31 protein-coding genes and 1 pseudogene are annotated in these 25,811 nt (G+C 69.5%); 10 read left to right on the forward strand and 22 right to left on the reverse strand.

Annotation, left to right across the window (positions count from 1 at the left end):
* Positions 1 to 153 precede the first annotated feature (153 nt).
* From ACFWIW_RS13350 to ACFWIW_RS13395, 10 genes are all read right to left on the reverse strand, one after another.
* Complete coding sequence (locus ACFWIW_RS13350; protein ID WP_378368671.1) at positions 154 to 723, reverse strand: NTP transferase domain-containing protein; 570 nt, start codon at positions 721 to 723, stop codon at positions 154 to 156.
* On the reverse strand, positions 716 to 1,522 hold the full coding sequence (locus ACFWIW_RS13355) for an IclR family transcriptional regulator C-terminal domain-containing protein (protein ID WP_378368672.1): 807 nt from the start codon (positions 1,520 to 1,522) through the stop codon (positions 716 to 718). The genes ACFWIW_RS13350 and ACFWIW_RS13355 overlap by 8 nt, the downstream gene beginning before the upstream one ends.
* 9 nt (positions 1,523 to 1,531) lie before the next feature.
* A complete protein-coding gene (gene pcaC, locus ACFWIW_RS13360) occupies positions 1,532 to 1,936 on the reverse strand; it encodes a 4-carboxymuconolactone decarboxylase (protein WP_378368673.1) in 405 nt (134 codons plus the stop codon).
* Positions 1,933 to 2,727, reverse strand: a complete 795-nt coding sequence (pcaD, locus tag ACFWIW_RS13365) for a 3-oxoadipate enol-lactonase (RefSeq protein WP_378368748.1) — start codon at positions 2,725 to 2,727, stop codon at positions 1,933 to 1,935. The genes pcaC and pcaD overlap by 4 nt, the downstream gene beginning before the upstream one ends.
* Positions 2,728 to 2,734: 7 nt before the next feature.
* Positions 2,735 to 3,283, reverse strand: coding sequence for a protocatechuate 3,4-dioxygenase subunit alpha (gene pcaG, locus ACFWIW_RS13370; RefSeq protein WP_378368674.1), 549 nt, complete (start codon positions 3,281 to 3,283; stop codon positions 2,735 to 2,737).
* A complete protein-coding gene (gene pcaH, locus ACFWIW_RS13375; protein WP_378368675.1) occupies positions 3,283 to 4,017 on the reverse strand; it encodes a protocatechuate 3,4-dioxygenase subunit beta in 735 nt (244 codons plus the stop codon). The genes pcaG and pcaH overlap by 1 nt, the downstream gene beginning before the upstream one ends.
* A gap of 28 nt (positions 4,018 to 4,045) precedes the next feature.
* Positions 4,046 to 5,224 (reverse strand): thiolase family protein, encoded by a 1,179-nt coding sequence (locus ACFWIW_RS13380; RefSeq protein WP_378368676.1) that lies wholly within the window; start codon positions 5,222 to 5,224, stop codon positions 4,046 to 4,048.
* Positions 5,221 to 5,976: a CoA-transferase subunit beta gene (locus ACFWIW_RS13385; RefSeq protein WP_378368677.1), complete on the reverse strand. Its 756-nt coding sequence runs from the start codon at positions 5,974 to 5,976 to the stop codon at positions 5,221 to 5,223. The genes ACFWIW_RS13380 and ACFWIW_RS13385 overlap by 4 nt, the downstream gene beginning before the upstream one ends.
* Positions 5,973 to 6,782, reverse strand: a complete 810-nt coding sequence (locus ACFWIW_RS13390) for a CoA transferase subunit A (RefSeq protein ID WP_378368678.1) — start codon at positions 6,780 to 6,782, stop codon at positions 5,973 to 5,975. The genes ACFWIW_RS13385 and ACFWIW_RS13390 overlap by 4 nt, the downstream gene beginning before the upstream one ends.
* 67 nt (positions 6,783 to 6,849) lie before the next feature.
* Positions 6,850 to 8,109 carry an NADH:flavin oxidoreductase/NADH oxidase family protein gene (locus tag ACFWIW_RS13395; RefSeq protein WP_378368679.1) on the reverse strand — a complete coding sequence of 420 codons (1,260 nt, stop codon included), beginning with the start codon at positions 8,107 to 8,109 and terminating at the stop codon, positions 6,850 to 6,852.
* Between the two features lie 101 nt (positions 8,110 to 8,210).
* On the opposite strand from ACFWIW_RS13395, the gene ACFWIW_RS13400 reads away from it, so the two are divergent.
* From ACFWIW_RS13400 to ACFWIW_RS13410, 3 genes are all read left to right on the forward strand, one after another.
* A complete protein-coding gene (locus tag ACFWIW_RS13400) occupies positions 8,211 to 8,747 on the forward strand; it encodes a TetR/AcrR family transcriptional regulator (protein WP_378368680.1) in 537 nt (178 codons plus the stop codon).
* 73 nt (positions 8,748 to 8,820) lie between these two features.
* Positions 8,821 to 9,738, forward strand: a complete 918-nt coding sequence (locus ACFWIW_RS13405) for an acetoacetate decarboxylase family protein (protein ID WP_378368681.1) — start codon at positions 8,821 to 8,823, stop codon at positions 9,736 to 9,738.
* Positions 9,735 to 10,418: a type 1 glutamine amidotransferase domain-containing protein gene (locus ACFWIW_RS13410; protein WP_378368682.1), complete on the forward strand. Its 684-nt coding sequence runs from the start codon at positions 9,735 to 9,737 to the stop codon at positions 10,416 to 10,418. The genes ACFWIW_RS13405 and ACFWIW_RS13410 overlap by 4 nt, the downstream gene beginning before the upstream one ends.
* Here the strand turns inward: ACFWIW_RS13410 and ACFWIW_RS13415 are convergent, their stop codons facing one another.
* On the reverse strand, positions 10,419 to 10,940 hold the full coding sequence (locus tag ACFWIW_RS13415; RefSeq protein ID WP_378368683.1) for a hypothetical protein: 522 nt from the start codon (positions 10,938 to 10,940) through the stop codon (positions 10,419 to 10,421). It abuts the gene before it with no gap.
* Between the two features lie 159 nt (positions 10,941 to 11,099).
* Here ACFWIW_RS13415 and ACFWIW_RS13420 point away from each other — a divergent pair, with 159 nt between their 5' ends.
* Together ACFWIW_RS13420 and ACFWIW_RS13425 are read left to right on the forward strand one after the other, a co-directional pair.
* Positions 11,100 to 12,065, forward strand: coding sequence for a 2-hydroxyacid dehydrogenase (locus ACFWIW_RS13420; RefSeq protein ID WP_378368684.1), 966 nt, complete (start codon positions 11,100 to 11,102; stop codon positions 12,063 to 12,065).
* Positions 12,062 to 13,186, forward strand: coding sequence for a glycerate kinase (locus ACFWIW_RS13425; RefSeq protein WP_378368685.1), 1,125 nt, complete (start codon positions 12,062 to 12,064; stop codon positions 13,184 to 13,186). Before ACFWIW_RS13420 ends, ACFWIW_RS13425 begins: the two co-directional genes overlap by 4 nt.
* Positions 13,187 to 13,202: 16 nt before the next feature.
* Here the strand turns inward: ACFWIW_RS13425 and ACFWIW_RS13430 are convergent, their stop codons facing one another.
* Complete coding sequence (locus ACFWIW_RS13430) at positions 13,203 to 13,514, reverse strand: hypothetical protein (protein ID WP_005153325.1); 312 nt, start codon at positions 13,512 to 13,514, stop codon at positions 13,203 to 13,205.
* A 96-nt stretch (positions 13,515 to 13,610) separates the two neighbouring features.
* Positions 13,611 to 13,811: pseudogene (locus ACFWIW_RS13435) on the reverse strand (hypothetical protein); the annotation flags it as partial.
* Positions 13,812 to 13,983: 172 nt separating this feature from the next.
* Between ACFWIW_RS13435 and ACFWIW_RS13440 the strand changes: the two are divergent.
* From ACFWIW_RS13440 to shbA, 4 genes are all read left to right on the forward strand, one after another.
* Positions 13,984 to 14,439, forward strand: coding sequence for a GtrA family protein (locus ACFWIW_RS13440; protein ID WP_378368686.1), 456 nt, complete (start codon positions 13,984 to 13,986; stop codon positions 14,437 to 14,439).
* Between the two features lie 9 nt (positions 14,440 to 14,448).
* On the forward strand, positions 14,449 to 14,799 hold the full coding sequence (locus ACFWIW_RS13445) for a YidH family protein (RefSeq protein ID WP_378368687.1): 351 nt from the start codon (positions 14,449 to 14,451) through the stop codon (positions 14,797 to 14,799).
* Positions 14,796 to 15,098, forward strand: coding sequence for a DUF202 domain-containing protein (locus tag ACFWIW_RS13450; protein WP_378368688.1), 303 nt, complete (start codon positions 14,796 to 14,798; stop codon positions 15,096 to 15,098). The genes ACFWIW_RS13445 and ACFWIW_RS13450 overlap by 4 nt, the downstream gene beginning before the upstream one ends.
* Positions 15,099 to 15,348: 250 nt before the next feature.
* Positions 15,349 to 16,005 carry an RNA polymerase sigma factor ShbA gene (gene shbA / locus ACFWIW_RS13455; protein ID WP_378368689.1) on the forward strand — a complete coding sequence of 219 codons (657 nt, stop codon included), beginning with the start codon at positions 15,349 to 15,351 and terminating at the stop codon, positions 16,003 to 16,005.
* 146 nt (positions 16,006 to 16,151) lie between these two features.
* Here shbA and ACFWIW_RS13460 read toward each other — a convergent pair whose 3' ends face one another.
* Genes ACFWIW_RS13460 through ACFWIW_RS13470 form a run of 3 tightly spaced genes read right to left on the reverse strand, consistent with a single transcriptional unit; the run spans position 16,152 to position 18,243 of the window.
* Positions 16,152 to 16,976: an amidohydrolase family protein gene (locus tag ACFWIW_RS13460; protein WP_378368690.1), complete on the reverse strand. Its 825-nt coding sequence runs from the start codon at positions 16,974 to 16,976 to the stop codon at positions 16,152 to 16,154.
* Positions 16,973 to 17,944: an aldo/keto reductase gene (locus tag ACFWIW_RS13465; RefSeq protein WP_378368691.1), complete on the reverse strand. Its 972-nt coding sequence runs from the start codon at positions 17,942 to 17,944 to the stop codon at positions 16,973 to 16,975. The genes ACFWIW_RS13460 and ACFWIW_RS13465 overlap by 4 nt, the downstream gene beginning before the upstream one ends.
* Entirely contained in the window at positions 17,941 to 18,243 is a 303-nt protein-coding gene (locus tag ACFWIW_RS13470; RefSeq protein ID WP_063274963.1) for an L-rhamnose mutarotase, read from the reverse strand. The genes ACFWIW_RS13465 and ACFWIW_RS13470 overlap by 4 nt, the downstream gene beginning before the upstream one ends.
* A gap of 106 nt (positions 18,244 to 18,349) precedes the next feature.
* Here ACFWIW_RS13470 and ACFWIW_RS13475 point away from each other — a divergent pair, with 106 nt between their 5' ends.
* Entirely contained in the window at positions 18,350 to 19,060 is a 711-nt protein-coding gene (locus tag ACFWIW_RS13475) for a FadR/GntR family transcriptional regulator (RefSeq protein WP_378368692.1), read from the forward strand.
* An 83-nt stretch (positions 19,061 to 19,143) separates the two neighbouring features.
* Here ACFWIW_RS13475 and ACFWIW_RS13480 read toward each other — a convergent pair whose 3' ends face one another.
* Genes ACFWIW_RS13480 through ACFWIW_RS13505 form a run of 6 tightly spaced genes read right to left on the reverse strand, consistent with a single transcriptional unit; the run spans position 19,144 to position 25,657 of the window.
* A complete protein-coding gene (locus ACFWIW_RS13480; RefSeq protein WP_378368693.1) occupies positions 19,144 to 20,160 on the reverse strand; it encodes an ABC transporter permease in 1,017 nt (338 codons plus the stop codon).
* Complete coding sequence (locus tag ACFWIW_RS13485) at positions 20,157 to 21,677, reverse strand: sugar ABC transporter ATP-binding protein (protein WP_378368694.1); 1,521 nt, start codon at positions 21,675 to 21,677, stop codon at positions 20,157 to 20,159. Before ACFWIW_RS13485 ends, ACFWIW_RS13480 begins: the two co-directional genes overlap by 4 nt.
* Positions 21,674 to 22,714 (reverse strand): sugar ABC transporter substrate-binding protein, encoded by a 1,041-nt coding sequence (locus ACFWIW_RS13490; RefSeq protein ID WP_378368695.1) that lies wholly within the window; start codon positions 22,712 to 22,714, stop codon positions 21,674 to 21,676. Before ACFWIW_RS13490 ends, ACFWIW_RS13485 begins: the two co-directional genes overlap by 4 nt.
* Before the next feature lie 26 nt (positions 22,715 to 22,740).
* The gene (locus ACFWIW_RS13495) at positions 22,741 to 23,499 is read right to left on the reverse strand and encodes an SDR family NAD(P)-dependent oxidoreductase (protein WP_378368696.1); all 759 of its coding nucleotides are present in this window, start codon (positions 23,497 to 23,499) and stop codon (positions 22,741 to 22,743) included.
* Positions 23,496 to 24,797, reverse strand: a complete 1,302-nt coding sequence (locus ACFWIW_RS13500) for an enolase C-terminal domain-like protein (RefSeq protein WP_378368697.1) — start codon at positions 24,795 to 24,797, stop codon at positions 23,496 to 23,498. Before ACFWIW_RS13500 ends, ACFWIW_RS13495 begins: the two co-directional genes overlap by 4 nt.
* A complete protein-coding gene (locus ACFWIW_RS13505; RefSeq protein ID WP_378368698.1) occupies positions 24,797 to 25,657 on the reverse strand; it encodes a fumarylacetoacetate hydrolase family protein in 861 nt (286 codons plus the stop codon). The genes ACFWIW_RS13500 and ACFWIW_RS13505 overlap by 1 nt, the downstream gene beginning before the upstream one ends.
* Positions 25,658 to 25,811: the final 154 nt, after the last annotated feature.

Raw genomic sequence — 25,811 nt, forward strand, 5'->3', positions numbered from 1 at the left:
TTTTGCTACGCCCCGGGGGGGTTTATCCCCGGGGGGTGTTGTTTGTCGACAAACCAAAAGTCCACACAATACCCGGCCCTTGCGGGGCCTTCCCCCACGTCCGTCGGCAGCCGGCCGGCCGTGAAGGCGAATGCGCCACTCGCATCGCGGAGATCAGCCCGGAAGATCCTCGGGGCGGTCCACGTCGTGCCCGGTGCCGAGGTCACCGCATTCCACGAGCCTCAGGTCGTGGCGCGCTCGGAGCCAGTCGCGGGCGCCCTTGTCCCCCGACGCGCCCGCGACGATCTCCGGCCACCAGCGACGGCCGAGAACCACGGGATGACCGGGAACACCGTCGTAAGCCGCACGCGCGACGGTGTTCTCATCGGCCCCGCCGGCGACCCGGCGGACCACTTCGGCACCGACCCCGGGCAGATCCACGAGGTGCACGACGGCGGCTTCGGCGCCGGTTTCGCTGAGCGCGCGCAGACCCGCGCGCAGTGACGCGCCCATGCCGGACTCCCAGTCCTCGGCCACGACAGCGACCTCGGGATCGGGCAGGAGCGCGCGGGCTTGCCCGGCCGAGGCGCCCAGCACCACCCGGACCGGGCCGCAGCCCGCTTCGGCGAGTACCCGCAGCGACCGGACGACGAACGGCTCGCCGTCGAGGACCGCCAGCGCCTTCGGCCCGCCGAACCGGCGCCCGGCCCCGGCCGCGAGGAGCAGCCCCGCGACCTCAGCCATGCCTCGCCCTGGTCGGTGGCGCCGAGGCCAGATCGGCCTCGATGGCCCGCGCCGCCGAAAGCAGCGACGGCAGCAGTTCCTTCTCGACCGACTCCGGAGTCGTGCGGCTGGCGTGGGTGGAGAGGTTGACCGCGGCCACGACCTTCCCCCGCCGGTCCCGGATCGGCGCGGCGATCGAGCGAAGGCCCTCTTCGAGTTCCTGGTCGACCATCGCGTAGCCCTGCCGGTAGACCTTCTCCAACTCGGCGAGCAGATCTTTTTGCCTGGTCAGCGTGCGATCGGTCAGTTTCTCGAGTTTGGCCGCGTCGAAGTAGCCGTGCAGGTCGTCGTCCTCCAGCCCGGCCAGCAGGACATGCCCCATCGACGTCGCGTGGGCCGGGAAACGGGTCCCCACGTTGATGCTGACGGTCATGATCCGCGAGACGGCCACGCGGGCGACGTAGACGATGTCCGGGCCTTCGAGCACCGAGATCGAACTCGACTCGTGCACCTCGGCGGAAAGCCGTTCGAGATGAGGCTGGGCGACCTCCGGCAGCGACAGGCTCGACAGGTACGAATAACCGAGTTCGAGGACCCGCGCGGTGAGCGAGAAGTACTTGCCGTCCGTGCGCACATACCCGAGGTCGACGAGGGTGAGCAGGAACCGGCGGGCGGCCGCCCTGGTCAGCCCGGTCGCACGGGCGACGTCGCTCAGCGTGAGTTCGGCCGCGTCCTCGTTGAACGCCTTGATCACGGCCAGCCCGCGCTCCAGCGACTGGACATGATGCGCCCCGCGCTCGGTCACCTCGCCTTCGTCCATATGAGAACCCTAGCTCTCACCCTCCTTCTGGGCCGCAGGCTCACCGAGTTCGGCCAGTACGCGCTGGGCCACGGCGAAGGCCGCGTTGGCGGCCGGGGCACCGGTGTACACGGCGGTGTGCAGCAGTACCTCGGAGATCTCCTGCGCGGTCAGTCCATTGTGGACGGCGGCGCGGACGTGCATCGCGAGCTCGTCGTGGGCGTGCAGCGCGGTGAGCGCGGCCAGGGTGACACAGCTGCGGGTCTTGCGGTCGAGCCCGTCACGCGACCAGACCGATCCCCAGGCGCCCCGGGTGATGTAGTCCTGGAACGGGCGGCTGAACTCGGTCGTGCGCGCGACGGCTCGATCGACGTGCTCGTCCCCGAGGACCTCGCGGCGCACCTTCATGCCGGTCTCGTACGGGTCTTCGCTCATCGGGCGGCCTCCAGCTGGTCGAGGATCAAGGCGCTGAACCGCTCCGGCTGCTCGAAACTCCCCAGATGCGCGGCTCCGTCGACGACCTCGAGCCGGGCGTCCGGGATACCGGCGGCGATCACCTCGGCGTGCTCGACCGGGGTGGCCGGATCCTGTGCCCCGGCGATGACCAGGGTCCGCGCCGCGATCTTGGGCAGCTCGCCGACGAGATCCATCCGTTCGATGGCCTGACAGGACGCTGCGTATCCCTCGGCGGGGACGCCCGCGATCATCTCGCGCAGATACTCGGCCTGTTCCGGATACGCGGCGGCGTACCCGGGGGTCAGCCAGCGGCCGACCCCGGCCTCGGCGACCGCCGCGGTGCCGTGCTCCCGGACCGTCTTCGCCCGGTCCGCCCACATGCTCGGCGGCCCGAGTTTCGCGGACGTGCAGCACAGCACGAGACTCGCGATCCGGTCCGGCGCGTTCACGCCGAGCCACATCCCGGTCATCCCGCCGAGCGAGAGCCCGACGACATGGGCTCGTTCGGCACCGTGCTCGTCGAGCAGCGCGAGCAGGTCGCCGCCGAGATCCGCGAGCGTGTACGGCCCGGCCGGCACCGGGGACGCGCCATGGCCGCGGGTGTCGTACCGGATCACCCGGAAACCCCGCGCCACCAAGGGTTTCACCTGCGGTTCCCACATGCGGTGATCGCTGCCGAGCGATCCGCTGAACACCACGACCGGACCGTCGGCGGGCCCCTCCGCGATGCTGTGCACCTTCACCGGCTGGGATATCGAGAACCGGGACATCGAAGACCTAGACATCGAAGAACACCGTCTCCCCTTCGCCCTGCAACCGGATGTCGAACCGGTAGCCGTCGCCGGCCTTGGTGGCGATCAGGGTGCCCTTGCGCTCCTCCGGGACCGACGCGAGCACCGGATCCCCGGAGTTGTCGTTGTCCTCGAAGTAGATCCGTGTGACCACCCGGTGCAGAAGCCCGCGCGCGAACACCGAGACGTCGATATGCGGCGCCTGTGTGCCGCCCGCCGGGCCGGGCAGCGAGCCGGGCATGATCGTCCGGATCTCGTAGCCGCCGTTCGTGTCGGTGGGACAGCGGCCGAACCCCCGGAACCCGCTCGCGACCGCTCCGCGCGGGTCGTCGGGGTGATCGAACCGGCCTTCGGCGTCGGCCTGCCAGGTCTCGATCATCGCGTCGGGCACCGGCTCGCCCGCGCCGTCGAGGACGCGGCCGTGGACGCGGATCGCGGCCGGTTCGCCCGCGGGGACGACGTCCGGCCCGTCCGGCCAGGGCAGGCCGATGGACAGGTACGGGCCGACGGTCTGGGAAGGCGTCGTCTCCGGCATCAGTGCTCGTCCTCCTCGTCTTCGAAGACCGAAGCCTCGCGGCCGCGTACGACGATGTCGAACTGGAAGGCCAGCGCCCACTCGGCTTCCGTGCGGTCGAGGTCGAAGCGCGCGATCATCCGCTGCCGCGCCTTCTCGTCCGGGATGGAGTTGAAGATCGGGTCCTGCGAGAACAGCGGGTCTTCCGGGAAGTACATCTGGGTGACGAGCCGCTGGGTGAACGCGCTGCCGAAGACGGAGAAGTGGATATGCGCCGGCCGCCAGGCGTTGTCGTGGTTCTTCCACGGGTACGCGCCCGGTTTGATGGTGGTGAAGGTGTAGCGCCCTTCGGAGTCCGTGAGCGTCCGGCCCGCTCCGTCGAAGTTCGGGTCCAGCGGCGACGGCCAGCGGTCACCGGTGTGCCGGTACCGGCCGCCCGCGTTCGCCTGCCAGATCTCCACGAGAGAATCGCGGATCGGCCGCCCGTCGCCGTCGAGCAGCCTCCCGGTGACGATGATCCGCTGCCCCTGCGGCTCCCCCGCGTGGCCCTTGGTGAGGTCGTTGTCGAACTCGCCGATCCGGCCGGGGCCCAGCGCGGGCCCGGTGACCTCGGTCAGCAGATGCGGGAGCACGATCAACGGTTCCTTGGGGTGCCGCAGCGCCGTCGACCGGTATCCGGCGAAGCCGAGCGGCGGATGCGTGCCCTCCGGGTCGCGCCGGTAGCGCGGGAGCCTCAGTTCTGCGGGTGCGGACATGCTGTTCCCTCCAGCGCTGGTCAGTGGGTCACTGGGCTTCGAGGACGACGGCCAGCCCCTGGCCGACGCCGATGCAGATGGCGGCCAGACCCCATCGGCCGCCGGTGCGGCGAAGGTGGTGGGCCAGGGTGCCGAGGATCCGGCCGCCGGAGGCGCCCAGCGGATGCCCGATCGCGATCGCGCCGCCGTTCACGTTGACGATCTCCGGGTCGAGCTTCGACCAGTCCCGCAGGCAGGCCAGCGACTGCGCGGCGAAGGCCTCGTTCAGTTCCACCGCCGCCAGGTCCTCCCAGCCGATCCCGGCCCGTGCCAAGGCGATCTCGGCCGCGCGCACCGGGCCGATGCCGAAGACGTCCGGGTCGACGCCCGCGGCGCCCCGGCCGGCGATCCGGGCCAGCGGTGCCTTGCCGAGCCGTTTCCCGGCCGCCTCGTCGCCGAGCAGCAACGCGGAGGCGCCGTCGTTCAGCGGCGACGCGTTCGCGGCCGTGACCGTCCCTTGTGGACGGAAGACGGGCTTGAGCTTCGCGAGCTTCTCCGGGCTGGAGTCCGGCCGGATGCCTTCGTCACGGGTGAGCTCGACACCTTCGACCGGGACGACGTGGTCGTCGTAGAACCCGTCGTCCCAGGCTCGGGCGGCGTTGACGTGGCTGCGGACGGCGAACGCGTCCTGCTCGTCGCGGCCGATGCCGTAGCGCTCCGCGAGCTGCTCGGTGGACTCGCCGAGCGAGACCGTCCACTGCTCGGGCATCTTCGGGTTGACCATGCGCCAGCCCAGCGCGGTGGAGTACAGCGTCTGGTTGCCCGCCGGGAAGGCCTTCTCCGGTTTCTGCATGACCAGCGGCGAGCGGCTCATCGACTCGACCCCGCCCGCGACGGCGAGCGAGGCGTCGCCGACCTGGACCGACCGGCTGGCCTGCATGACCGCGTCGAGGCCGGAGCCGCACAGCCGGTTGACCGTGGCGCCGGGCACGGTCGTCGGCCAGCCCGCCAGCAGCGCCGCCATCCGCGCGACGTTGCGGTTGTCCTCACCCGCGCCGTTGGCGTCGCCGAGCACGACCTCGTCGACGGTGGCCGGGTCGAGGTCGTTGCGCTCGGCCAGTGCCCGCAGCACGGTGGCGGCGAGATCGTCCGGGCGCACGCCGGACAGGGCGCCGCCGTACTTGCCGAACGGGGTACGGATGGCGTCGAACAGGAAGACGTCGGTCATGCGCTCGCCCTTTTGAGGTCTCGGAGGATGCGGAGCTCTGTCTCTGTCGGCGCCGGGGTGGTGCCCAGGTCGCCGGACACCTTCAGTTTCCACCCGGTCGCCTCGACGACCTGATCGACCTCGACGCCGGGGTGCAGCTCGGTGAGCGTGAGCTCGGCGGTCTCGGGGTCGGGCCGCATCAGGCCGAGGTCGGTGACCACCAGCGTCGGCCCGGCGCCGGGGAGGCCGAGGCGCTCGCGATCGCCCTTGCCGGTGCCGTGGCCGAACGACGTCACGAAGTCGACCTTCTCGACGAACGTGCGGGTGCTCTGCCGGAGCACGACGAACACCTCGCGGCAGGACGCGGCGATCTCCGGCGCGCCGCCCGCGCCCGGCAGGCGCACCTTGGGGTTGGCGTAATCCGGGCCGATGACGGTGGTGTTGATGTTGCCGAACTTGTCCAGCTGGGCGGCGCCGAGGAAGCCGACGTCGATCCGTCCCGGCTGGAGCCAGTAGTTGAAGACCTCGGGGACACTGACCACGGCGTCCGCGGTGTCGGCGAGTTCGCCGTCGCCGATGGACAACGGGAGCCTGGTCGGTTTGGCGCCGAGACATCCGGATTCGTAGATCAGCGTCAGATTCGGCGCGTGCCCGCGGCGGGCGAGGTTGGCGGCCGTGCTGGGCAGGCCGATGCCCACGAAACAGGACATCCCGTCGCCGAGCGCGCGGGCGGCGGCGACGCTCATCATCTCGTCGGAGGTGTACTCGGTCATGCCTTCACTCCCGTCAGCTCGTCGAGCCAGCGGGTGAAGCTCTCCCGGTCCCGGCCGATCGCGTCCCATGCCTGGTAGGCGTCGTTGTCCCGTTCGTAGTAGCCCGCCGCGTACGACGGCCGCGCGCCGCCGGGCACCTCGGCCACGGCGGTGACGGCCCACGACGGCAGCACGATCGCGCCCGGACGGGGCTCCAGCTCGTCGACGACCTCCTCGACGGTGACCAGCGACCGTTTCGCCGCGAGCACCGCCTCCTTCTGGACGCCGGTGATACCCCAGATCTGGACGTTCCCGGACCTGTCGGCGCGCTGGGCGTGCACGATGGTGACGTCCGGGTTGAGGGCGGGGACGGCGGCCAGCCGCTCACCGGTGAACGGGCAGGTGATGGGCTTGATCGTGTCGGTCTGCGCGGGAAGATCCGTGCCGGTGTAGCCGCGCAGGACGGCGAACGGCAGCCCCGAAGCACCGGCGACGTACCGATTCGCCATGCCCGCGTGACTGTGTTCCTCTATCTCCAGCGGCACCGGCCAGGAGTGCTGGACCGCGTCACGGAACCGGTGCAGCGAGCCGACCCCGGGGTTGCCGCCCCACGAGAAGATCAGCTTGCTCGCGCAGCCCGCGCCGATGAGCTGGTCGTAGACGATGTCGGGCGTCATGCGGATCAACGTCAGCCCGGTGCGGCGCTGGCGGATGATCTCGTGGCCTGCGGCCACGGGGATGAGGTGCGTGAAGCCCTCGAGCGCGACGGTGTCCCCGTCGTGCACCAGCCGTGCCACGGCCTCCTTCAACGACAGCAGCTCCGCCATCCCCACACTCCCAGGCAGTCCATGTTCCGTTCGGATCGCGCACACATGTTCTGCATATGAACATAGCTCAGCCGGCGCGCCCGTGCAACCAAGCGCGATAGCGGCGCAGCGCGACGGCCTGCAGCACCGTCTCCACCACGAGCGCCAGTTTCGGGTCGATGCCGGGCCTGGTGCGCCGTCCCGCGCCGAGCCGGCGCAGCTGCCGCCGGACGCGGGCCATGCTCGCGGCGGACGCGACGGCCTTGTCCGCGATCCGGACCGGCGCGAGTTCCACATCGGCGTCCGCGTCGTGCCGCCATTTGGCGGGCAGCCCCGGATCGACGGCCAAGGCGGTGCCCATACCGACGAGTTCCACACCGCTCGCGAGGACTTCTTCCGCGACACGCCTGCGGACCACGCCGCCGGTCAGCATCAGCGGCAACGCGCTGGTCCGGACGAGCTGTTCGGCCAGTGACAGGAAATAGGCCTCCCGCGCACGAGTGCGGTCGTCGCCGGACTGACCGGTCATCGCGGGGCTCTCGTAACTGCCGCCCGACAGTTCGACCAGGTCGACACCGAGCGGAGCGAGCATCGCGATGACCGACGCGGCGTCGTCGGCGTCGAAACCGCCGCGCTGGAAGTCCGCGGAGTTGAGCTTGACGACGACGGCGAACCCGGGCGCCACGACGGCGCGGACCGCGCGGACGACGTCGAGCAGGAACCCGGCCCGGTTCTCCAGGCTTCCTCCCCACCGGTCTTCACGACGATTGGCCAGCGGGGAAAGGAATTGCGAGAGCAGGTAGCCGTGCGCCGCGTGGATCTCGACGCCGTCGAAACCGGCCTCTTCGGCGCGGCGGGCGGTCTCGGCGAACCGGGCGACCGTCTCCTCGATCTGCCGCGCGGACATCTCGACCGGCTCGGCGAACCGCTTGCTGTTCTTGCCGACGTCGACACGGACGGCCGACGGCCCCCAGGCCACCCCTGGCATATCCGCCCGGATCTGGCGCCCGGGATGGTTGATCTGCATCCACACCCGCGCGCCGCCGCTCTTGGCGGCCGACGCCCACCGGCGGAACGGCTCAAGGGGCGAGCCCGCGTCGAGGACGACACCCGCCGGACCGGTGAGCGCCTCCGCGTGGACCATGACGTTGCCGGTGACGAGCAGGCCGGCCCCGCCCTCGCTCCACCGGCGATACAGCTCGAACAAGGGTTTGCCCGGCAACTGCCCGCGACTCGCCATGTTCTCCTCCATCGCGGCCTTCACCAGGCGATTCGGCAGCGTCGAGCCATTGGGAAGAGTGAGCGGCTCGAACACCGGCGAGGGGATTTTCTCGGCTGCGGATGACATCCTTGCTCCCGAACGAGGTATGTTTACATTGCTCACATGAGGATAGGAAGGGGATGTAAGCAGTGTCAACATCGACGAAGAGTGGCTACCATCACGGCGACTTGAGGGCGTCACTGCTGACCACGGCGATGCGCATGCTCGAAGCCGGCGAACAGTTCTCCTTGCGCGCCGTCGCACGCGAGGCGGGCGTCTCGGCGACGGCGCCGTACCGGCACTTCGCCGACCGGGACGCTCTGGAGTCGGCGTTGGCCGCACAAGGGTTGCGAGACCTGAAGGAAGACCTCACGAAAGGGCGCGAACTCCCGGCTTCAGCGGAGGACCTGGCCGAACTCGCGGTCGCCTACGTCGATTTCGCCCTGCGCCGACCGGCGCTGTTCCGGCTGATGTTCGGGAACGCCTGCGACACGGGGAGCGAGGAGCGCGTCCAGGCCGCGGCGGAGATCCACGACCTCCTGCGACTGGCGATGTCACAAGTGTTCTCCGCTCCCTCGGACGCGCTCGCCTCGGCGGGCTGGGCACTGGCCCATGGGCTCGCGTACTTGTTCCTGGACGGCAAGCTCCAGGTGGAGTCGGACGACGAGATCGCCGAACAGGTACGAGCCGCCTTCGCCGCGATCCTGGCGGCACGGCCGCACTAACCGGTGTTGACAGTGCTCACATCGAAACCTAGGGTCTCGGATGTAAGCATTGTAAACATCCCGGGAGATCCCGATGTCACAGGAAACGGTCACCGTCGATCTGGGTGGACGCGCGGTCGACGTCCCGAAAGGCGGCCTGTACGACCGCTACCGCATGGACACCGACCTCGACGCCGTCGCCGCCGACCCGCGTGTGAGCGGTGTCGACTTCTTCCGGCGGCTCCCCAAGGCGCGGGTCGAGTCGCCGATCGGCCCGACGCTGACGCCCAACTTCTACTACCGGATCGCGACGGCCCGGCTGACGCTGATCGCACCCTCCCGGGCGATCCGGCGCCGTCTGCCCGAAGAGCTGTCGCCGCTGGAGATCGCACCGGGCCTCGGTCTGGTGTCGGTGATGGTGTTCCGGTACGACGTCTGCGACATCGACTTCTACACCGAGGCCGCCGTGGGCGTCGCGGTCCGTCCCGCCAGGCACGGAAGGCTCGGGTTCTTCGATCTCGTGACCGGGCTCAAGAACGAGCACCTTCACTCGTACGTGCTGTCCCTCCCGGTCAGCAGCGACATCGCCCAGGTCCGCGGCCACGACGGCTACGGATTCCCGAAATGGGTGACGAGCCTCGACGTCGACATCGACGCCGAGCGCACCGAAGCACGCGTGGCGAACGACCGCGGCGAGACCGACCTCGCCCTTTCGGCGGCGACACCACGCCAAACCACGCACAAGTCCGGCGAACAGGTTTCGAGTCTCACGTCGTACACCACCATCGGGGACGCGTGGCATGCGACGCTGAGCCAGACGAACGTCCTCTCGTCCGGAAGCACGACGTTCCCGCGCGGTGCCTGCCTCCGGCTGGGCGAGGGACGCCTCTCCGATGACCTGCGCTCGCTCGACGCCCGCAAGCCGATCCGCCTCGACGTGATGACCGAAGGGCAGCTCGCGCTCCACATGCCGGTCCCCACCTCCGTCCGCGAAAAGGAGGCCCGCAAATGACCACACGCGTCTTGACCGTCGTCACCAACGTCGGCCACTACGACGAGCCGTCCCACCCGACCGGCTTATGGCTCTCCGAGCTCACCCATGCCTTCCACGTCTTCGCCGAGCGCGGCTTCGAGCAGACGATCGTCAGCCCCCAGGGCGGACGATCGCCGCTCGAACCCCGATCGCTGAAGTTCCCCAGCTACGACAAGACCGCCAAGGCCTGGCACGCCGATCCGGACCGGATGGCCTTGCTGGAGAACACCGCCGCCCCGGGCGAGATCGACTCGGCGGACTTCGACGCGATCTACTTCACCGGCGGCCACGCGGTCATGTATGACTTCCCCGACAGCGAAGGACTACAACGGATCACCCGCGAGATCTTCGAACGCGGAGGCATCGTTTCCTCCGTCTGCCACGGCTACTGCGGACTGCTGAACACGAAGCTGTCCGACGGCTCGTATCTCGTCGCGGGCCGCAAGGTCACCGGCTTCGCCTGGCGCGAGGAAGTCCTCGCGAGGGTGGACAAGCTGGTGCCCTACAACGCCGAAGAAGAGATGAAGAAACGCGGCGCGCTCTACGAAAAGGCGAAGCTGCCCTTCGTCTCCTACGCGGTGGTCGACGGCAATCTCGTCACCGGTCAGAACCCGGGATCCGCGAAGGAGACCGCGAAGAAGGTGGCGGACCTCCTGTGATCAGCCGATCCCGCTGCCGGGCGGGAACCATTCGACGGCCTTGAAGTCGCCGCTCTCGACCCGTTCGAAGGTCGCGCTGCTCAGGCACGGCGGCACGATGTGCTTCTGCTCGGGGTCGGGCGCCCAGCTGTAGCCGAGCCTGTCGCGCTTGCCGTTGTCGTACACCGTCATCCCGACCCGGCGGTCCTTGAGACCGGGGACGTTCGTGTCCTCGACGATCCCGGTGACGACGGCGACCGGACCACCGACGACCAGGCAGTCGACCCTGCCGCGGAAGTAGGCGGAGAACCCCTCACCCACGTGGCTCACCCGGAAGGTCCCCTTGCTCTCCGGGAAGAGCCCGTGCGCGTCGAAGGCGAACCGGACGTCCTGGCCGTCCTTGCGCAGCATCTTGGCGCTGCCGACCAGGCTCGGTTCGGTCGGCTTGCCCGTTTCCACGCCCGACGCCGGACCGGCCGCGACGAGTGTCGTGGCGAGGGCCATCGCGGCACCGACGGCCGCGAGTTCTCGTGATCGTTTCATGTTCCACCCCTGAAATCCCCTGGTCGCGGAGCTTTTCCGCGTTTCCGACGATCCCGGGCGCCGGACGGGTGACGACTCCCCCGCGCAGGGGAAGCACCTCCCTCATAACGGGGATTTCCGGTATTTGGGATACCAACCGTCGCCCACTAGGCTGAGCGTGTGACCTCGACGATCGCGGTGACCCGCTGGATTCCCGACGAAGCGCTGAAAGTGCTCGCCGAGGCCGGGGAGGTGAAACTGTCGCGCGCCGACCGGCCGCTGACGCCGGGCGAACTGCGTGAGTTCGTCCGTGGCTCGTCCGCGATCGTCGGCATGCTGCACGACCGGATCGACGGCGAAGTCGCCGACGCCGCCGGCCCGGGGCTGAAGGTCGTGGCGAACGTGGCCGTCGGCTACGACAACATCGACGTCCCGGCGCTGGCCGGACGCGGCATCACCGTCACCAACACCCCCGGCGTGCTCACCGACGCCACCGCGGATCTGGCGTTCGGCCTGATCCTCGCGGTCACGCGACGGCTCGGCGAGGGCGAACGGCTGATCCGCTCGCGCACGCCCTGGTCGTTCCATCTGGGTTTCCTGCTCGGCTCCTCGCTGCAGGACAAGACACTCGGGATCGTCGGGCTCGGCCAGATCGGGCAGGCGGTCGCGCGGCGGGCGCTCGGTTTCGGCATGCGGATCGTCTACTCAGGACGATCACGGGCCGCCGACGACGTCGAGAAGACGTTGGGCGCGAAGTACGTGCCCTTCGACGAGCTGCTGCGAAGCTCCGACGTCGTGTCGCTGCACTGCCCGCTCACGCCGGAGACCCGGCATCTCATCGACGCGGACGCGCTGAAGGCGATGAAACCGGGCGCGTACCTGATCAACACCACACGCGGCCCCGTCGTCCACGAGGCCGCGCTGGCCGACGCGCTCGAAGCCGGGGAGATCGCCGGTGCCGGCCTCGACGTGTTCGAAGCCGAACCCGAGGTCGAACCCCGCCTGCTGGATCGCGAAAACGTCGTCTTGACGCCGCATCTCGGATCGGCGACGGTCGAAACCCGTACCGCCATGGCCGTGCTCGCGGCCGAGAACGTCGCGTCGGTGCTCACCGGCGGAAACCCGCTGACGGAGGTTCGTCCATGACTCGTGTGGTCATCGCGCCCGACAAGTTCAAGGGAAGTTTGACCGCGGTCGAGGCCGCGGAGGCGATCGCCCACGGCGTCCGCGACGCGCTGCCCGAAGCCGAGGTCTCCTCCTGCCCGGTCGCCGACGGCGGCGAAGGAACGCTCGACGTCCTCGTCGCGGCGGGTGGCCGTCTCGTGGAGCTCCCGGTCCGCGGGCCGCTCGACGACACCGTCGACGCCCGCTACGTGACCCTCGACGGAACGGCCTACATCGAATCGGCCCGCGCGTGCGGGATCGAGTTCGTCGAGCCGAGCCCGGAGGTGGCGCTCGCCGCGCACACCTGGGGCGTCGGGGAGCTGCTCGCGCACGCGCTCGACAACGGCGCTCGACGGCTGGTGCTGACGGTCGGCGGGACGGCGAGCACCGACGGCGGCGCCGGGATGCTGGCGGCGCTGGGTGCCGGGGTCTTCGACGCGTTCGGCGCACCGGTCGGGCTCGGCGGCGGCACGCTGGGCCGGGTCGCCCTTGCCGAACTCGGGCCGGTGCGTGAACGGCTCGGCTCCGTCGAGGTCGCCGTCGCCACCGACGTCACCAACCCGTTGCTCGGCCCCCGTGGCGCGGCCGCGATCTTCGGCCCGCAGAAAGGCGCGGGCCCGCGCGAAGTCGAGCAACTGGACGAGTCACTGTCCCGCTGGGCGCAGGCGTTGCGGAACGCCGGGACCCCCGATGTCTCCGATCTTCCCGGAGCGGGCGCGGGCGGAGGGGTGGCCGCGGGCGCGATCGCCGGGCTGGGGGCGAGCGTCGAATCCGGATTCCAGCTCATCGCCGGGCTCACCGGTGTCGACGGCGCCATCGAACACGCCGACCTCGTCATCACCGGCGAAGGCTCGCTGGACGAGCAGAGCCTCGACGGCAAGGCTCCGGCCGGCATCGCGGCCCGCGCGCGGGAACACGCGGTACCGCTGATGGTGCTGGCCGGGCGGATCCAGCTGGACCGGGGCCAGCTCACCGGCCTCGGTGTCGTGGGCAGCGCCGCCCTGATCGACCACGCGCCTTCACTCGACCACGCGCGTGCGCACGCGGCGGAACTCCTGCGCGAGCGGGCCGGCGAGCTGGTCCGCGCCTGGGCCCGGACTTGAGCTTGGACCCGCCGGCTCAGCTGCCGGGCTGGGGCTGAGCCTGCGGGAGCACGGCGAAGGCGACTTCGCCGGTCTCGTCCTGCTGTACGTCGAGGACCTTGTCGTCGAGCAACGCGGCCGCTTCCGGCTCCAAGAACACCTTCGGGCCGCCGTCGGCGCCGAGTACCTTGTCGCCGCTTTCCGGCTCCGGGGCGACGGAAACCGCGAGCTGGGGACTGTCCCCCTGCTGGGAGTGCATGGCGAACCGCAGTCCGCCTCCGTCTTGGCCGTTCTCCTGCCCGGTCAGTGCGGTGATCGCCTCGGCGGCGGCTTCGGTGACTGTCAGCATCTCTGCCCTTCCTTCGTCGCGGTCTTGCACTTGACCGACCACGCTAGGGGGTGTCGGCATGGCCCGCCGTCTGAGTGAAGATCATTTCTCGCCGACGTCCGGCTCCTCTTCGGCCAGCCGCATGGCGTGCGACTCCCCTTCGCGGATCTCCGCGGGCGTGGTCCCGAACCGGTCGGCGCCGCTCCAATGCTCGGGTGGCTCGACCCCTTCTTCGAGCGGGTCGACCCGGAGTTCGTCCTCGTCGAGCGCTTCGCTGGGATCCAACGTTTCCGGCTCCGCGGTCTCACGGTCGCTCATCGGCCGCTCCCTCCTGGTCGGACGTTGACCGGGGCGTGCTGTACTCGACCCCGTCCTGGTGGCTTACCCGGCGTCTCCGCAGGCCAAACGGCGGCGCTGTCGCGGGGATCACAGTTTCTCAGGCGGTTCATTAGCTTCACAAGTTTGTGAAACAAGGAGTAGCGTCGTCGGTATGACCACCACCAGGTGGGCGCCAGGGCACCGGATCATCCGGCGCGCGCCGGAGCGGCACCACGAACTCGGCAACCATGCCGCTTGGTACGTCGTCGCCGGTGTCGCCGCCACCGGCCTGCAGGCGGTGCTGTTCCTTGTCCTGCAGCCGATCCTCGGCCCGCAACTGGCCAATCTGGTCGCGCTCGCGGTCACGACCGTCGGGAACACCGAGTTCCACCGCCGGGTCACCTTCGCCACCAGGAAGAGCCACCCGGGCAAGCGGCATTTCCAGGATCTGGTGACCTTCGCCTTCTACGCCGCGTACGGCTCGATCGTGCTCGCGTCCCTCGACGCCGTGATCACCGAGCCGACCGCACTGGAACAGACCGGCGCATTGCTCGCGGCCAGCGTCGTGGGCGGCATCGCGCGCTTCGCGGTCCTTCGCTGGTGGGTCTTCGCGCGCCGGAACGCCTAGTCTCGACCTGTGGCAGAGATCAACGGCCCGCACGACGGCGGCTCGGAACCCGACTACCGCTTCACGCTCGCCAACGAACGGACCTTCCTCGCCTGGCTCCGGACGGCGCTGGGCCTCCTGGCCGGCGGCGTCGCCGTCCATCAGCTGGTCCCCGACCCGAGCGCGCTGAGCACCGTCCTGGCGGGGCTGTGCGTCGTACTGGCCGCCGTGCTCGCGGCGAGCGCCTATCCGCGCTGGCGACAGGTGCAGACCGCGATGCGCGCGGGACGGCCGCTGCCGAAGAGCGGGATGCTGCTCGTGCTGACCGCCGGAATCCTCGTGATCACCCTGACGGCCGCGGCACTGGTGGTCTTCTCGTGAACCCGCCCGATCACGGAGCGCAAGCGGAACGGACCGGGCTGGCGTGGCGCCGGACCGCGCTCGCGGCTACTGCCTGCACACTCCTGCTCTTGCACACCGCGGCCCGGCGAGGCTGGGGCACGGCGGTCGTCCCGGTCGCGTTCGCGGGGGCCATGGTGATCACCTTCGCCGCCGTCGGCGCGATCCGTGAACGAGCACTGCGCCGCCCCGGGACTCCGAAACCTCTTAACCCGATCCTTGCTGTCACAACGTCGGCACTCGTCGTAGCGACCGCGGCCGCACTGATCGCGGTGCGCTAAGTCCCGCGCACGTCCAGCGACGCCGAAGCCCCTTTCCGCGACGCAGAGTCTCGGTTGTATTAAGGCGGCTCCGGCGAATGGGCTATCTCTAGTTGAAATCTTTACTGCCGCCCGACCGGCGCCTACGATTACGCTGCGTCGCAACGGCGGCAGATGGATCTGATCTTACGGAGCATCTGCCGCCCTCAATCGTTACGGAGTGTTGACCCCTCGACAGCGACGGTCGCAGGGTCGGCCGGGGAGGACGACCATGCAAGTAACTTCGAGCGCGTCCAGAACCGTCACCCCCGATGCTGTTCCCGGATACACGACTCCGGAGAACCTGCCTCGACCGGGCGGACGGCTGACGAAGGAGGACCTCGACCCCCTCGTCAAGGACGCGGGCGACGGGAATCCCGCGGCGATCCAGTCGCTGCTGCGGATGATCGGTCCCGTCGTGGTCCGCTACTGCCGCGCCAGAATGGGCGGCCGCGACCTGTCCTACCTGTCGGCGGACGACGTCGCGCAGGAAGTGTGCATGGCGGTGCTGAAGGCACTTCCCGGCTACCAGGATCGCGGCGGTTCGTTCCTCTATCTCGTGCACGCCATCGCCGCCAACAAGGTCGCCGACGCCTACCGCGCGGTCTCCCGTGACCGGTCCGAACCGGTACCGGAACTGCCGGAGCGGCCCATCGGCGACAACGAACCCGAAACCCACGCCCTGCACCTCGACCTCGGTGCCCGGCTCAACCGCCTGCTCTCCACCCTCCCGCGGGTGCAGCAGGAGATCCTCGCCCTCCGCATCGCCGTCGGCCTGTCCGCCGCCGAAACCGCCGAGGCGCTCGGGATCTCCGCCGGCAACGTGCGCGTGACGCAGCACCGCGCACTGGCCCGCCTGCGGACGATGGTCAAACAGGACGAGTTCTGATCTTTCCTTCCCCCTGCCGCGGGTCATCGACCGGTGGCTCCAGGCGCCCGGACCCCGCGCCGCCCACTTTCTTTCTGCCCCGGTATAAGGCCGGGAATTCGTCGTGTCTCGTGAGTGGCAAGGACGGTTCTAACCGTCCTTGCCACTCACGAGAGGCGATAGGCCCGCCGCGCCGTCCCGTCGAAGAAAGCCAGCCGCTCGGCGTCGCTCAGCGAACCCGTCAGCGAAAAGGCGGTGTCCACGACGACTTCGTACGCGGCCGCGAGTTCGCAGACCGGCCAGTCGGAGCCGAACATCAGCCGCGAAGCCCCGAAGGACTCCAGTATGTGCTCGGCCCAGCGCGCCAGCTGGCCGACCTTCCATCGCGCCCAGTCCGCCTCGGTCACCAGCCCCGAAAGCTTGCAGTACACGTTGTCCAGCTCCCCCAATGCCGCGACACCGTCCGCCCACGGCTGCCATTCGCCCGAGGCGATCGGCGGCTTCGCGGCGTGGTCGAGCACGAAGACCTGATCCGGCAACGCTTTCGCGGCGGCGAGCGCGGCGGGAAGCTGGGGTGGCTTCACCAGCAGGTCGTACGCCAGCCCGGCCTCGCCGAGAGCAGCGAGGCCGCGCCGCACGTCGGGCCGCGTCAGCCACGACGGGTCCGGCTCGTCCTCCACCTGATGCCGGATTCCCACCAACGGCCCGGAAAACGAGGCCACCCGCTCGGCGACGTCGGGCGCGGTGAGGTCGGTCCAGCCGACGACACCGGCGATGAGCGGCTCCGCCTGAGCCGCCGAAAGGAACTCGCGCGTCTCCTCCTCCGACGAGACCGTCTGCACCAGCACGGTCCCCTTCACCCCCGCCCCCTTCGTCACCGCGCGGAGATCGTCCACTGTGTACGGACGGCGGATCGGTTCCAGCGCCGTACCGGTCATCCACGGATAGTCCCGTCGCGACGGGTCCCAAAGGTGGTGGTGCGCGTCGATCACGGCTGTCCTTCCTCCCTCAGCACGGTGTCCTCACGCAACAGTCCCGCATGGATCAGGTCCGTCCACAACTCGCGCGGCACCGGCCGCCGGAACCGTTCGGCGTTGAGCCGGACCTGGCCGGGATCGTGCGCGCCGACGACGACGGACACCACCGACGGATGCGCGGCGGGCAGCGCCAAAGCGGCTTGCGGGAGTTCGACACCGTGCCGCGCGCAGACGTCGGCGATCCGCTGGGCCCGCTCGACCAGTTCGGCGGGAGCCTCGGCGTAGTCGTACATCGTGCCCGGCGTCGCGGTGGCGAGGATCCCGGCGTTGAACGCGCCGCCCGCCACCACGTCCACCCCGCGTTCCGCGCACAGCGGGAGAAGGTCGTCGAGCGCGGGCTGGTTGAGCAAGGTGTACCGGCCTGCCAGCAGGATCACGTCGAGATCGAAGCGGCGGACGAACTCCGCGAGCATCGGCGCCTGGTTCATCCCGGCCCCGATGGCGTCGACGACACCCTGCTCGCGCAATTCGAGCAGCGCGGGGAAAGCCCCGTCGACGGTGTCCTCGAAATGCTCGTCGGGGTCGTGCACGTAGACGACGTCGACGCGGTCGAGCCCGAGCCGCTCCAGACTGTCCTCAAGCGACCGGAGGATCCCGTCGCGGCTGAAGTCCCAACGCCGTTTGTACGCGGCGGGAACGACGAAACCCTGCGAGTCGGTGCGCGAAGCGCCTTCGGGATCGGGCTCCAGCACCCGGCCGACCTTGGTCGAAACGACGAAGTCCGCGCGGGGATACGCCGAAAGCGCCGCGCCCAGCCGTCGTTCCGACAGTCCGAGACCGTAATGCGGGGCGGTGTCGAAATAGCGGATGCCGTCGTCCCACGCCTGCCGGACGGTCGCTTCGGCCGTTTCGCCGGTGATGGCGTGGTACAGGTTGCCCAGCTGCGCGCAGCCGAGCCCCAGCGGGGACAGGGGGATCTTCACGGAAGCTCCCAGACGAGGCCGATACCCGAATCCTTGCCCGAGTAGTCGTCCTCGACGTCGAGCAGTTCGGACATCCGCGCCTGCCAGGGAATGTTGGCCGGATGATCGCGCAGTACCGCGCGCATCTTCGCGTAGTCCTCGACCTCCACGACGTGGAACAGGTCGAGCCCGTCCCGCCAGATCCGCCACGAACGCACGCCCGCACCGCGCAGGGCTTCGTCCAGGTCGGGCGGGATGACGGCGTGGACCGACTCGTATTCCGCCTCCTTGCCCGGCTTCAACCGGGTGTGGAGTGCCACTCTTTGTAGTGCGACACCGTGGGTCACCGCGCCTCCTTCATTCGAAACATGGCACTCTGTCAACTAACACTCAAACATCCGAGGTCTTCGGGGAGGGCGGTGGAACATGCCGGTCACCGATGTCGCGATCGACAAGATCAAGGACATGATCATCTCCGGCGAGCTGGCTCCCGGCGACAGGCTGCCGAAGGAGGCCGAACTGGCCCAGCGGCTCGGCCTGTCCCGCAGTTCGCTGCGTGAGGCGGTGAAGGCGCTGTGCCTGATCCGCGTGCTCGACGTCCGCCAGGGCGACGGGACGTACGTCACCAGCCTCGAACCGAATCTCCTCCTCGACGCGATGACGTTCGTGGTGGACTTCCACCGCGACGACACCGTGCTGGATTTCCTCGCCGTCCGCCGGATCCTCGAACCGGCGGCGACGGCGCTGGCCGCGCTGCACATGAGCGACGAGGACATCGCGGAACTAGGCCGCCTGCTCGACGAACTGGCCGACTCGCCGACGGTGGAGGCGCTGGTCGCGAACGACCTGCAGTTCCACCGCAAGATCGCCGACGGCTCCGGAAACCCCGTGCTGTGCTCGCTGCTGGACAGCCTGTCCGGCCCCACCGCGCGCGCCCGTATCTGGCGCGGGCTCACCCAGGAGGGCGCGGTCGCGAAGACCCGCGAGCAGCACACGGCGATCTACGAGGCCATCGCGGCCCGTGAGCCCGAGCTCGCGCGTTCGTGGGCCACCGTGCACGTGGCCGGGGTGGAGCAATGGCTCCGCAACGCGCTCGGCACCGCCGACGACCCCACCACGGACGCCGAAGCTTCCTGACACCGCTCTCTCCTCCGATCGTCCCGTGAAGGCCCCCTTCCCTCGGATCAGCCGAGGGAAGGGGGCCTTCACGCGCTCGACTGCTAGGTCTGGGCCTTCCCGCCGGCATAACGCGAAATGATCAACGCGACCAGGATGATCACGCCGTAGATCGCCTTCAGCCATTCCGGCGGCACCTGCGCCACCTGCAGCAGGTTGGTGACGGTCTGCAGCAGGAGCACGCCGGTGAGCGCCCCGACCAGAGTGCCCTTCCCACCGTCCAGTGAGACACCGCCGATCACCGCAGCCGCGAACACCTGAAGGATCAATCCGTCGCCCTGATCCGCGCCGAGCGCGCCGACGTAGCCCGTGTAAGCGAGCCCGCCGAGCGCGGCCAGCACCCCGGCGACCACGAAGACACCCCACGAGATCCGGTCGACGCGGATACCGGCGGCCCGCGCGGCCTCGCGGTTGCCGCCGATGGCGTACAGCGATCGGCCGATCCGGTGATACCGCAGCCCCAGCCCGAAAACGGCGAACAGCGCCGCGGCCAGCCACACCGACATCGGCAGCCCGATGAACGTCGTCGTGGCCAGCGCGGTGAACACGTCCAGCTGGTCGAACAGCGTCTTCCCCTGCGTGGACCCGATCTGCGTGCCGCGCAGCACCGTCAGCATCGCCAGCGTGACGATGAAGGCGTTCAGCTTCAGTTTGACGATCAGGAAACCGTTCACGAAGCCGACCGCGGCACCGGCCACCAGCACGGCGAGGATGCCCGCGAACCCGGGGATCTCGGTACCGAAACCCGAAGAGGCCACCGGGATGACCAGCATCGCGCCCAGTGCCGGCGCCATGCCCATGGTGGATTCCAGTGACAGGTCGAATTTCCCGGTCAGCAGCACGAGCGATTCGCCAAGCACCACCATCGACAGCGCGGCCGAGGCGGACAGGATCCCGACGATGCTGCCGAAGGTCAGGAACGTGTCACTGATCAGTCCTCCGATGATCAGCACCACGACGAGCGCCGGCACGAGGGCGAGTTCACGCAGCCAGCGGAACTTCCGGCGGCGTGGCGGGGCCGCGAGTGCCGAAGTCTTCGGATCGGTCATCAGTTCGGTCACCGTTCGACTCCTTCGATGTCGGCCACCAGGTCGCCGTCGGACCAGCCCGCCCGGTGTTCGGCGACCACGGCGCCGGCGCGCAGCACCAGCACCCGGTCGCTCAGGCGGAGATCGTCCAGCTCGTCGCTGACGATCAGCACCGCCTTGCCCTCGGCGCGCACCCGGTCGACGACCGCGAGCAGCGCCTCCTTCGATTTCACGTCCACCCCCGCGGTCGGGTTGATCAGCACCACCAGGCGCGGGTCACCGGCCAGCGCGCGGGCCAGGACGACCTTCTGCTGGTTGCCGCCGGAAAGGTCGGACACCGGCTGGTCCGCGTCGGCCGCGACGATGTCGTAATCCGTCAACGCCTGGGCGGCCCGGCCGTAGCGCGCGCCCGGTGACGCGAGGCCGCCCTTGCCCATCCGATCCAAAATGGACAGTGTGGCGTTGTCCGCGATGGAGTGCTCCAGCACCAGTCCTTCGTGATGGCGGTCTCTGGGCACGCAGCCGATCCCCGCGCGGATCGCCGCCGGGATGTCGCCCGGTTTCAACGGTTTCCCGTCCACCCGTACCGTGCCGGAGGACGGCGAACGCAGTCCGTACACGGTTTCGGCGACCTGGTGTTTGCCGCTGGCGTTGCTGCCCGCCAGCCCGATCACCTCGCCGCGGCGGATCCGGAACGTCACGCCGGAGAACCCGTCACCGGAAAGCCCGTCGACGGCCAGCACCTCGTCGGCGTCCGCGTCCAGCGCCTCGCGCGTGGCGGCGTCGCGGACGGAAAGACCGCCCTGCTCGCCGGTCATCGCGTCGATCAGCTCGGCACGGCCGACTTCGGAGACCGGCGCCGTCAGGATGTGCTTCGCGTCGCGCAGCACGGTGACCGCCTGGCAGACCTCGTACACCTCGTGGAGGTGGTGCGAGATGAACAGGAACGTCACCCCGTTGGCCTGCATCTGCCGCATCCGCGCGAAAAGCCGGTCGATCGCCTGACTGTCCAGCTGTGCCGTCGGCTCGTCGAGCACGATGAACCGGGCGCCGTACGAGAGCGCCCTGGCGATCTCGACGAACTGCCGGTCCTCGACCGAAAGCTCACCCGCCGGGGTGTCGACGTCGACACCGACGTCCCAGGAGTCGAGCAGTTCCCGTGCCTGACGGCGCAACCGCTGCCAGCCGATCGCGAATCCCCTGCCCGATTGGCGATTGAGGAACAGGTTCTCCGCGACGGTCAGCTGCGGGACGACCATCGCGTGCTGATAGACGCAGGCGACCGCGCGTTTCCAGTCGTCCTGTTTGGACAACGGCGGCGCGGGGACACCGCCGAACTCGACGTGCCCGGTGTCCGTTTTGGACAGTCCGGTGAGGATGGAGACGAGTGTCGATTTCCCGGCCCCGTTGCGGCCGACGAGCGCGTGCGACTCGCCGGGGTGCACGGTGAGGCTGACGTCGGACAACGCCACGGTCGGTCCGTAGCGTTTGCCGACACCCTGTGCGCTGACCACCGGCACGGCGGCGGACCCGGCGGGCAGCGCGCTCACAGGTTGTTCCCCCAGAGTGCCTTGTCGTCCACATTGTCCTTGGTGACGACGGGCGCGGGGAGCTGGTCTTCGAGGATCCCCGGCCGGACCTCGACGACGGTGCTGCCGTGGTCGGTCGGCCCCGCCTTGAAGGTCTCCCCCGCCATCGCCTTCTTGATCCAGTACATGCCGTACTTGGCGTAGTCGTCGGCGGGCTGGGACACGGTCGCGTCGAGTTCGCCCGCGCGGATCGCGGCCAGCTCCTGGGGGATCCCGTCGTTGCTGACCAGCACGACATGCTTCGGGTCGCCGACCGGGAAGTAGAGGTTCTTGCGTTTGAGCGCCTGCTGCGTCGGCGCCAGGTACACACCGCCCGCCTGCATGTACACGGCCTTGATGTCCGGGTTCGCGGTCAGCAGGCTGTCCAGGCCGGACGAAGCCTTGTCCGCCTTCCATTCGGCGGCGACCTCCAGCACCTGGACGTCCGGGAACTTCGTCTTCATGCACTGCCGGAACGCTTCGGAGCGGTCACGGCCGTTGACCGAAGCAAGGTCGCCCATGACCTGCACGACCTTGCCCGAGGTGACCTTCGCGCCGATCGCCTCGCAGGCCTTGGTGCCGTACGCCTTGTTATCCGCGCGCACCACCATCGCGACCTTGCCGCCCTCCGGCGCCACGTCCACGGCCACCACCGGGACGCCCTTGTTCTCCGCCGCCTTGAGGCCCGCCACGACGGCGGCGGAGTCCAGCGGCGTCACGACCAGGCCCTTGACGCCCTGGTTGAGCAGGGTGTTGATGTCGGTGATCTGCTTCGCCGGATCGCTGTCGGCGTTCACGGTGGGCAACGCCTCGACGCCCTGTTCCTTCGCCTTCAGTGGTACGTAGTTGTTGTAGGCCTGCCAGAACGGCGAGGTCAGCAACGGGATCGTCGCGCCGACCTTGCCGCCGCCACCCGGTTGGGGAGCATTGGCAGCGCTGTTCTTAGTGGACCCACAGGCCGACAGGGCCAGCCCGAGCGCGGTGGCCGCGGCGGCCACCTTGATCACCCTCGTACGCACCGCATCCTCCTTGATGACAGCGAAAACTACTGCTGGACCGGGCCACGCGGACGCAGCCCGTACATCCCTCCGTCGACTGCGAGCGCCGTGCCGGTGGTCGAAGCCGACAGCGGGCTGGCGAGATACACGACCGCGTTCGCGACCTCGTCCGCGGTGACCAGCCTGCCCATCGGCTGACGGGCGGCCAGCGCGGTACGTTCGGCCTCCGGATCGGCCGCGGCGTCGAGCAGCCTGCCGACCCACGGGGTGTCCGCGGTGCCGGGGCACACGCAGTTGACGCGGATCCGGTCGGCGAGGTGGTCGGTCGCCATCGCCAGGGTCAGCGAGAGCACCGCGCCCTTGCTGGCCGAGTACAGCGCGCGATTGGGCAGGCCCGCCCACGCGGCGATCGAACAGGTGTTGACGATCGCGGCCGACGGCGAGTTCTTCAGGTGCGGCAACGCCGCCCGCGCGAGCCGCACCATGCCGACGACGTTGATGTCGAGCACGCGGTGCCATTCGTCGTCGCCGTTGGCGGTGACGTCGCCCTGCGCGCCGATACCCGCGTTGTTGACCAGGACGTCGAGCCTGCCGAACCGGTCGGCGACCGCGGCGATCGCCGAGCGGACCTCCTTGTCCGAGCCGACGTCGCAGCGGAATCCGGTGAGGCCGTCGGGAAGGTCGCCGGGATTCAGGTCGAGCACCGCGACCTTCGCCCCGCGTGCGGCGAGCAGGTCCGCGGTGGCCCTGCCGATTCCCGAGGCACCGCCGGTGACGGCGGCGACGAGGCCTTCGAACTCACTCACTGGTTTGTCTCCGTCCACTCTGGACCGTCGGGGAAGGTGAACCGGCGCAGGGTCGCGTCGTGCATCCGGGCCGAGAAACCCGGCGCGGACGGGGCGGCGTAGCGGCCGTCGACGACGGCGGCCGGATCGGTGAAGTGCTCGTGGAGGTGGTCGACCCATTCGATGGACCGGTCGGTGTCGGAGCCGGAAACCGCCACGAAGTCGAACATCGACAGGTGCCGGACGAGTTCGCACAGCCCGACCCCGCCGGCGTGCGGGCATACCGGGATCCCGAATTTGGCCGCCAGCAACAGGATCGCCAGATTCTCGTTGAACCCGCCGACCCTGGCGGCGTCCAGCTGCAGCACCGAGATCGCGCCCGCCTGCAACAGCTGCTTGAACACCACGCGGTTCTGGACGTGTTCGCCGGTGGCCACCCGGATCGGGGCGAGCGCCTTGGCGATCGCGGCGTGCCCGAGCACGTCGTCCGGCGAGGTGGGTTCCTCGATCCAGTACGGGTCGTACGGCGCCAGCGCGGTCATCCAGGTGATCGCGGTCGAGACGTCCCAGCGCTGGTTCGCGTCGACGGCGACCCGGATGTCCGGGCCGACGGTCTCGCGGGCGAGTTTCATCCGGCGGACGTCGTCCTCGAGGTTCCCGCCGACCTTCAGTTTGATCATCTCGAAGCCGTCCGCGACCGCCTGTTCGGCGAGCCGGACGAGTTTCGCGTCCGAGTACCCGAGCCAGCCGGGGGAAGTGCTGTACGCGCGGTAGCCGTCGCGTTCGATCTTCGCGATCCGCTCGGCGCGGCCGGGCTCGGCGGCACGGAGGATGTCGAGCGCCTCCTGTTCGGTCAGCGCGTCGGAGAGATAACGGAAGTCGACGAGGGAGACCAGGTCCTCGGGCGACATCCCGGCGGCGAAACGCCAGACGGGGAGCCCGGCGATCCGCGCGGCGAGATCCCACGCGGCGTTGACCACCGCGCCGATCGCCATATGCGCGACCCCCTTTTCCGGGCCGAGCCAGCGCAGCTGCGAGTCACCGACCAGTGCCCGCGACAGGTCGCCGAGCGCGGCCGCGCCGGTCGGCACGTCCCGGCCGACGACATGTGGTTCCAGCGCGCGGATGGCCGCGGCCTGGACGTCGTTACCGCGTCCGATGGTGAAGGCGAGCCCGTAACCGTCCGGGCCGCCGTCGGTGTGCAGCACGACGTACGCGGCCGAGTAGTCCGGGTCCGGGTTCATGGCGTCGGAACCGTCCAGCTCCCGCGAAGTGGGGAAGCGGACGTCGAGCACCTCCATGCCCACGATCTTCGCCATCACGCCTGCCTGACGTTCTGGCGCTGGCGGCCGAGGCCGTCGATCTCCAGCTCGATGACGTCGCCTTCGCGCAGGTACGGCTTCGGGTCCGGCTGTCCGAGCGCGACACCCTGCGGGGTGCCGGTGTTGATGAGATCTCCGGGGCGCAGCACCATGTACTGGCTCACGTAGTGCACGATCTCGGCGACCGAGAAGATCATGTCCTTGGTCGACGAGTCCTGCTTCTTCTCGCCGTTGACCCACAACCGCAGGCCGAGGTCCTGCGGGTCGGCCACCTCGTCGGCGGTGACCAGCCACGGGCCGAGCGGGTTGAAGTTCTCGCACGACTTGCCCTTGTCCCAGGTGCCGCCGCGTTCGAGCTGGAACTCGCGCTCGGACACGTCGTTCGAGACGGTGTAGCCGGCGACGTACTCCAGGGCTTCTTCGGTGCTTTCGAGGTAGCGCGCGGTCTTGCCGATGACGACGCCGAGCTCGACCTCCCAGTCGGTCTTGGCCGAGCCGCGTGGCACGAGCACGTCGTCCTCCGGGCCGACGACGACGTCGGAGGCCTTCATGAAGACGACAGGCTCGGCCGGGACCTCGGCGCCGGACTCCGCGGCGTGCTGCCGGTAGTTGAGGCCGATGCAGACGACCTTGCCCGGCGGCGCGATCGGCGCGCCCACCCTGGCCCGCGCGAATTCGGCGCCGGCTTCGGGCAGCTCACCGGCGGCCAGCGCGGCCGCGACCCTGGCGACGCCGTCGCCCGCGAAGAAGCTGCCATCGATGTCGGCGGTCAGCGCCGAGAGGTCGCGCAGCGTGCCGTCCCCGGCACGTACGAACGGACGCTCACTTCCCGGCTCCCCGAGTCGCAACAGCTGCACGGATCTTCCCTTCCAGCCGAACCGTCAACAATCAACGGCTCCCAACAGACATCCGATGTATACCCGACGACTCGGCGCGAGATCTAGGGGCCGCTCGGATTTGTCCGGAAAATTGATCGGATCAGTCTTGCGAAGTCCGGGTGGCGAGACTCAC

It is taken from the genome of Amycolatopsis sp. NPDC058340 (genome assembly GCF_042723975.1).
Classification (GTDB): Bacteria; Actinomycetota; Actinomycetes; order Mycobacteriales; family Pseudonocardiaceae; genus Amycolatopsis.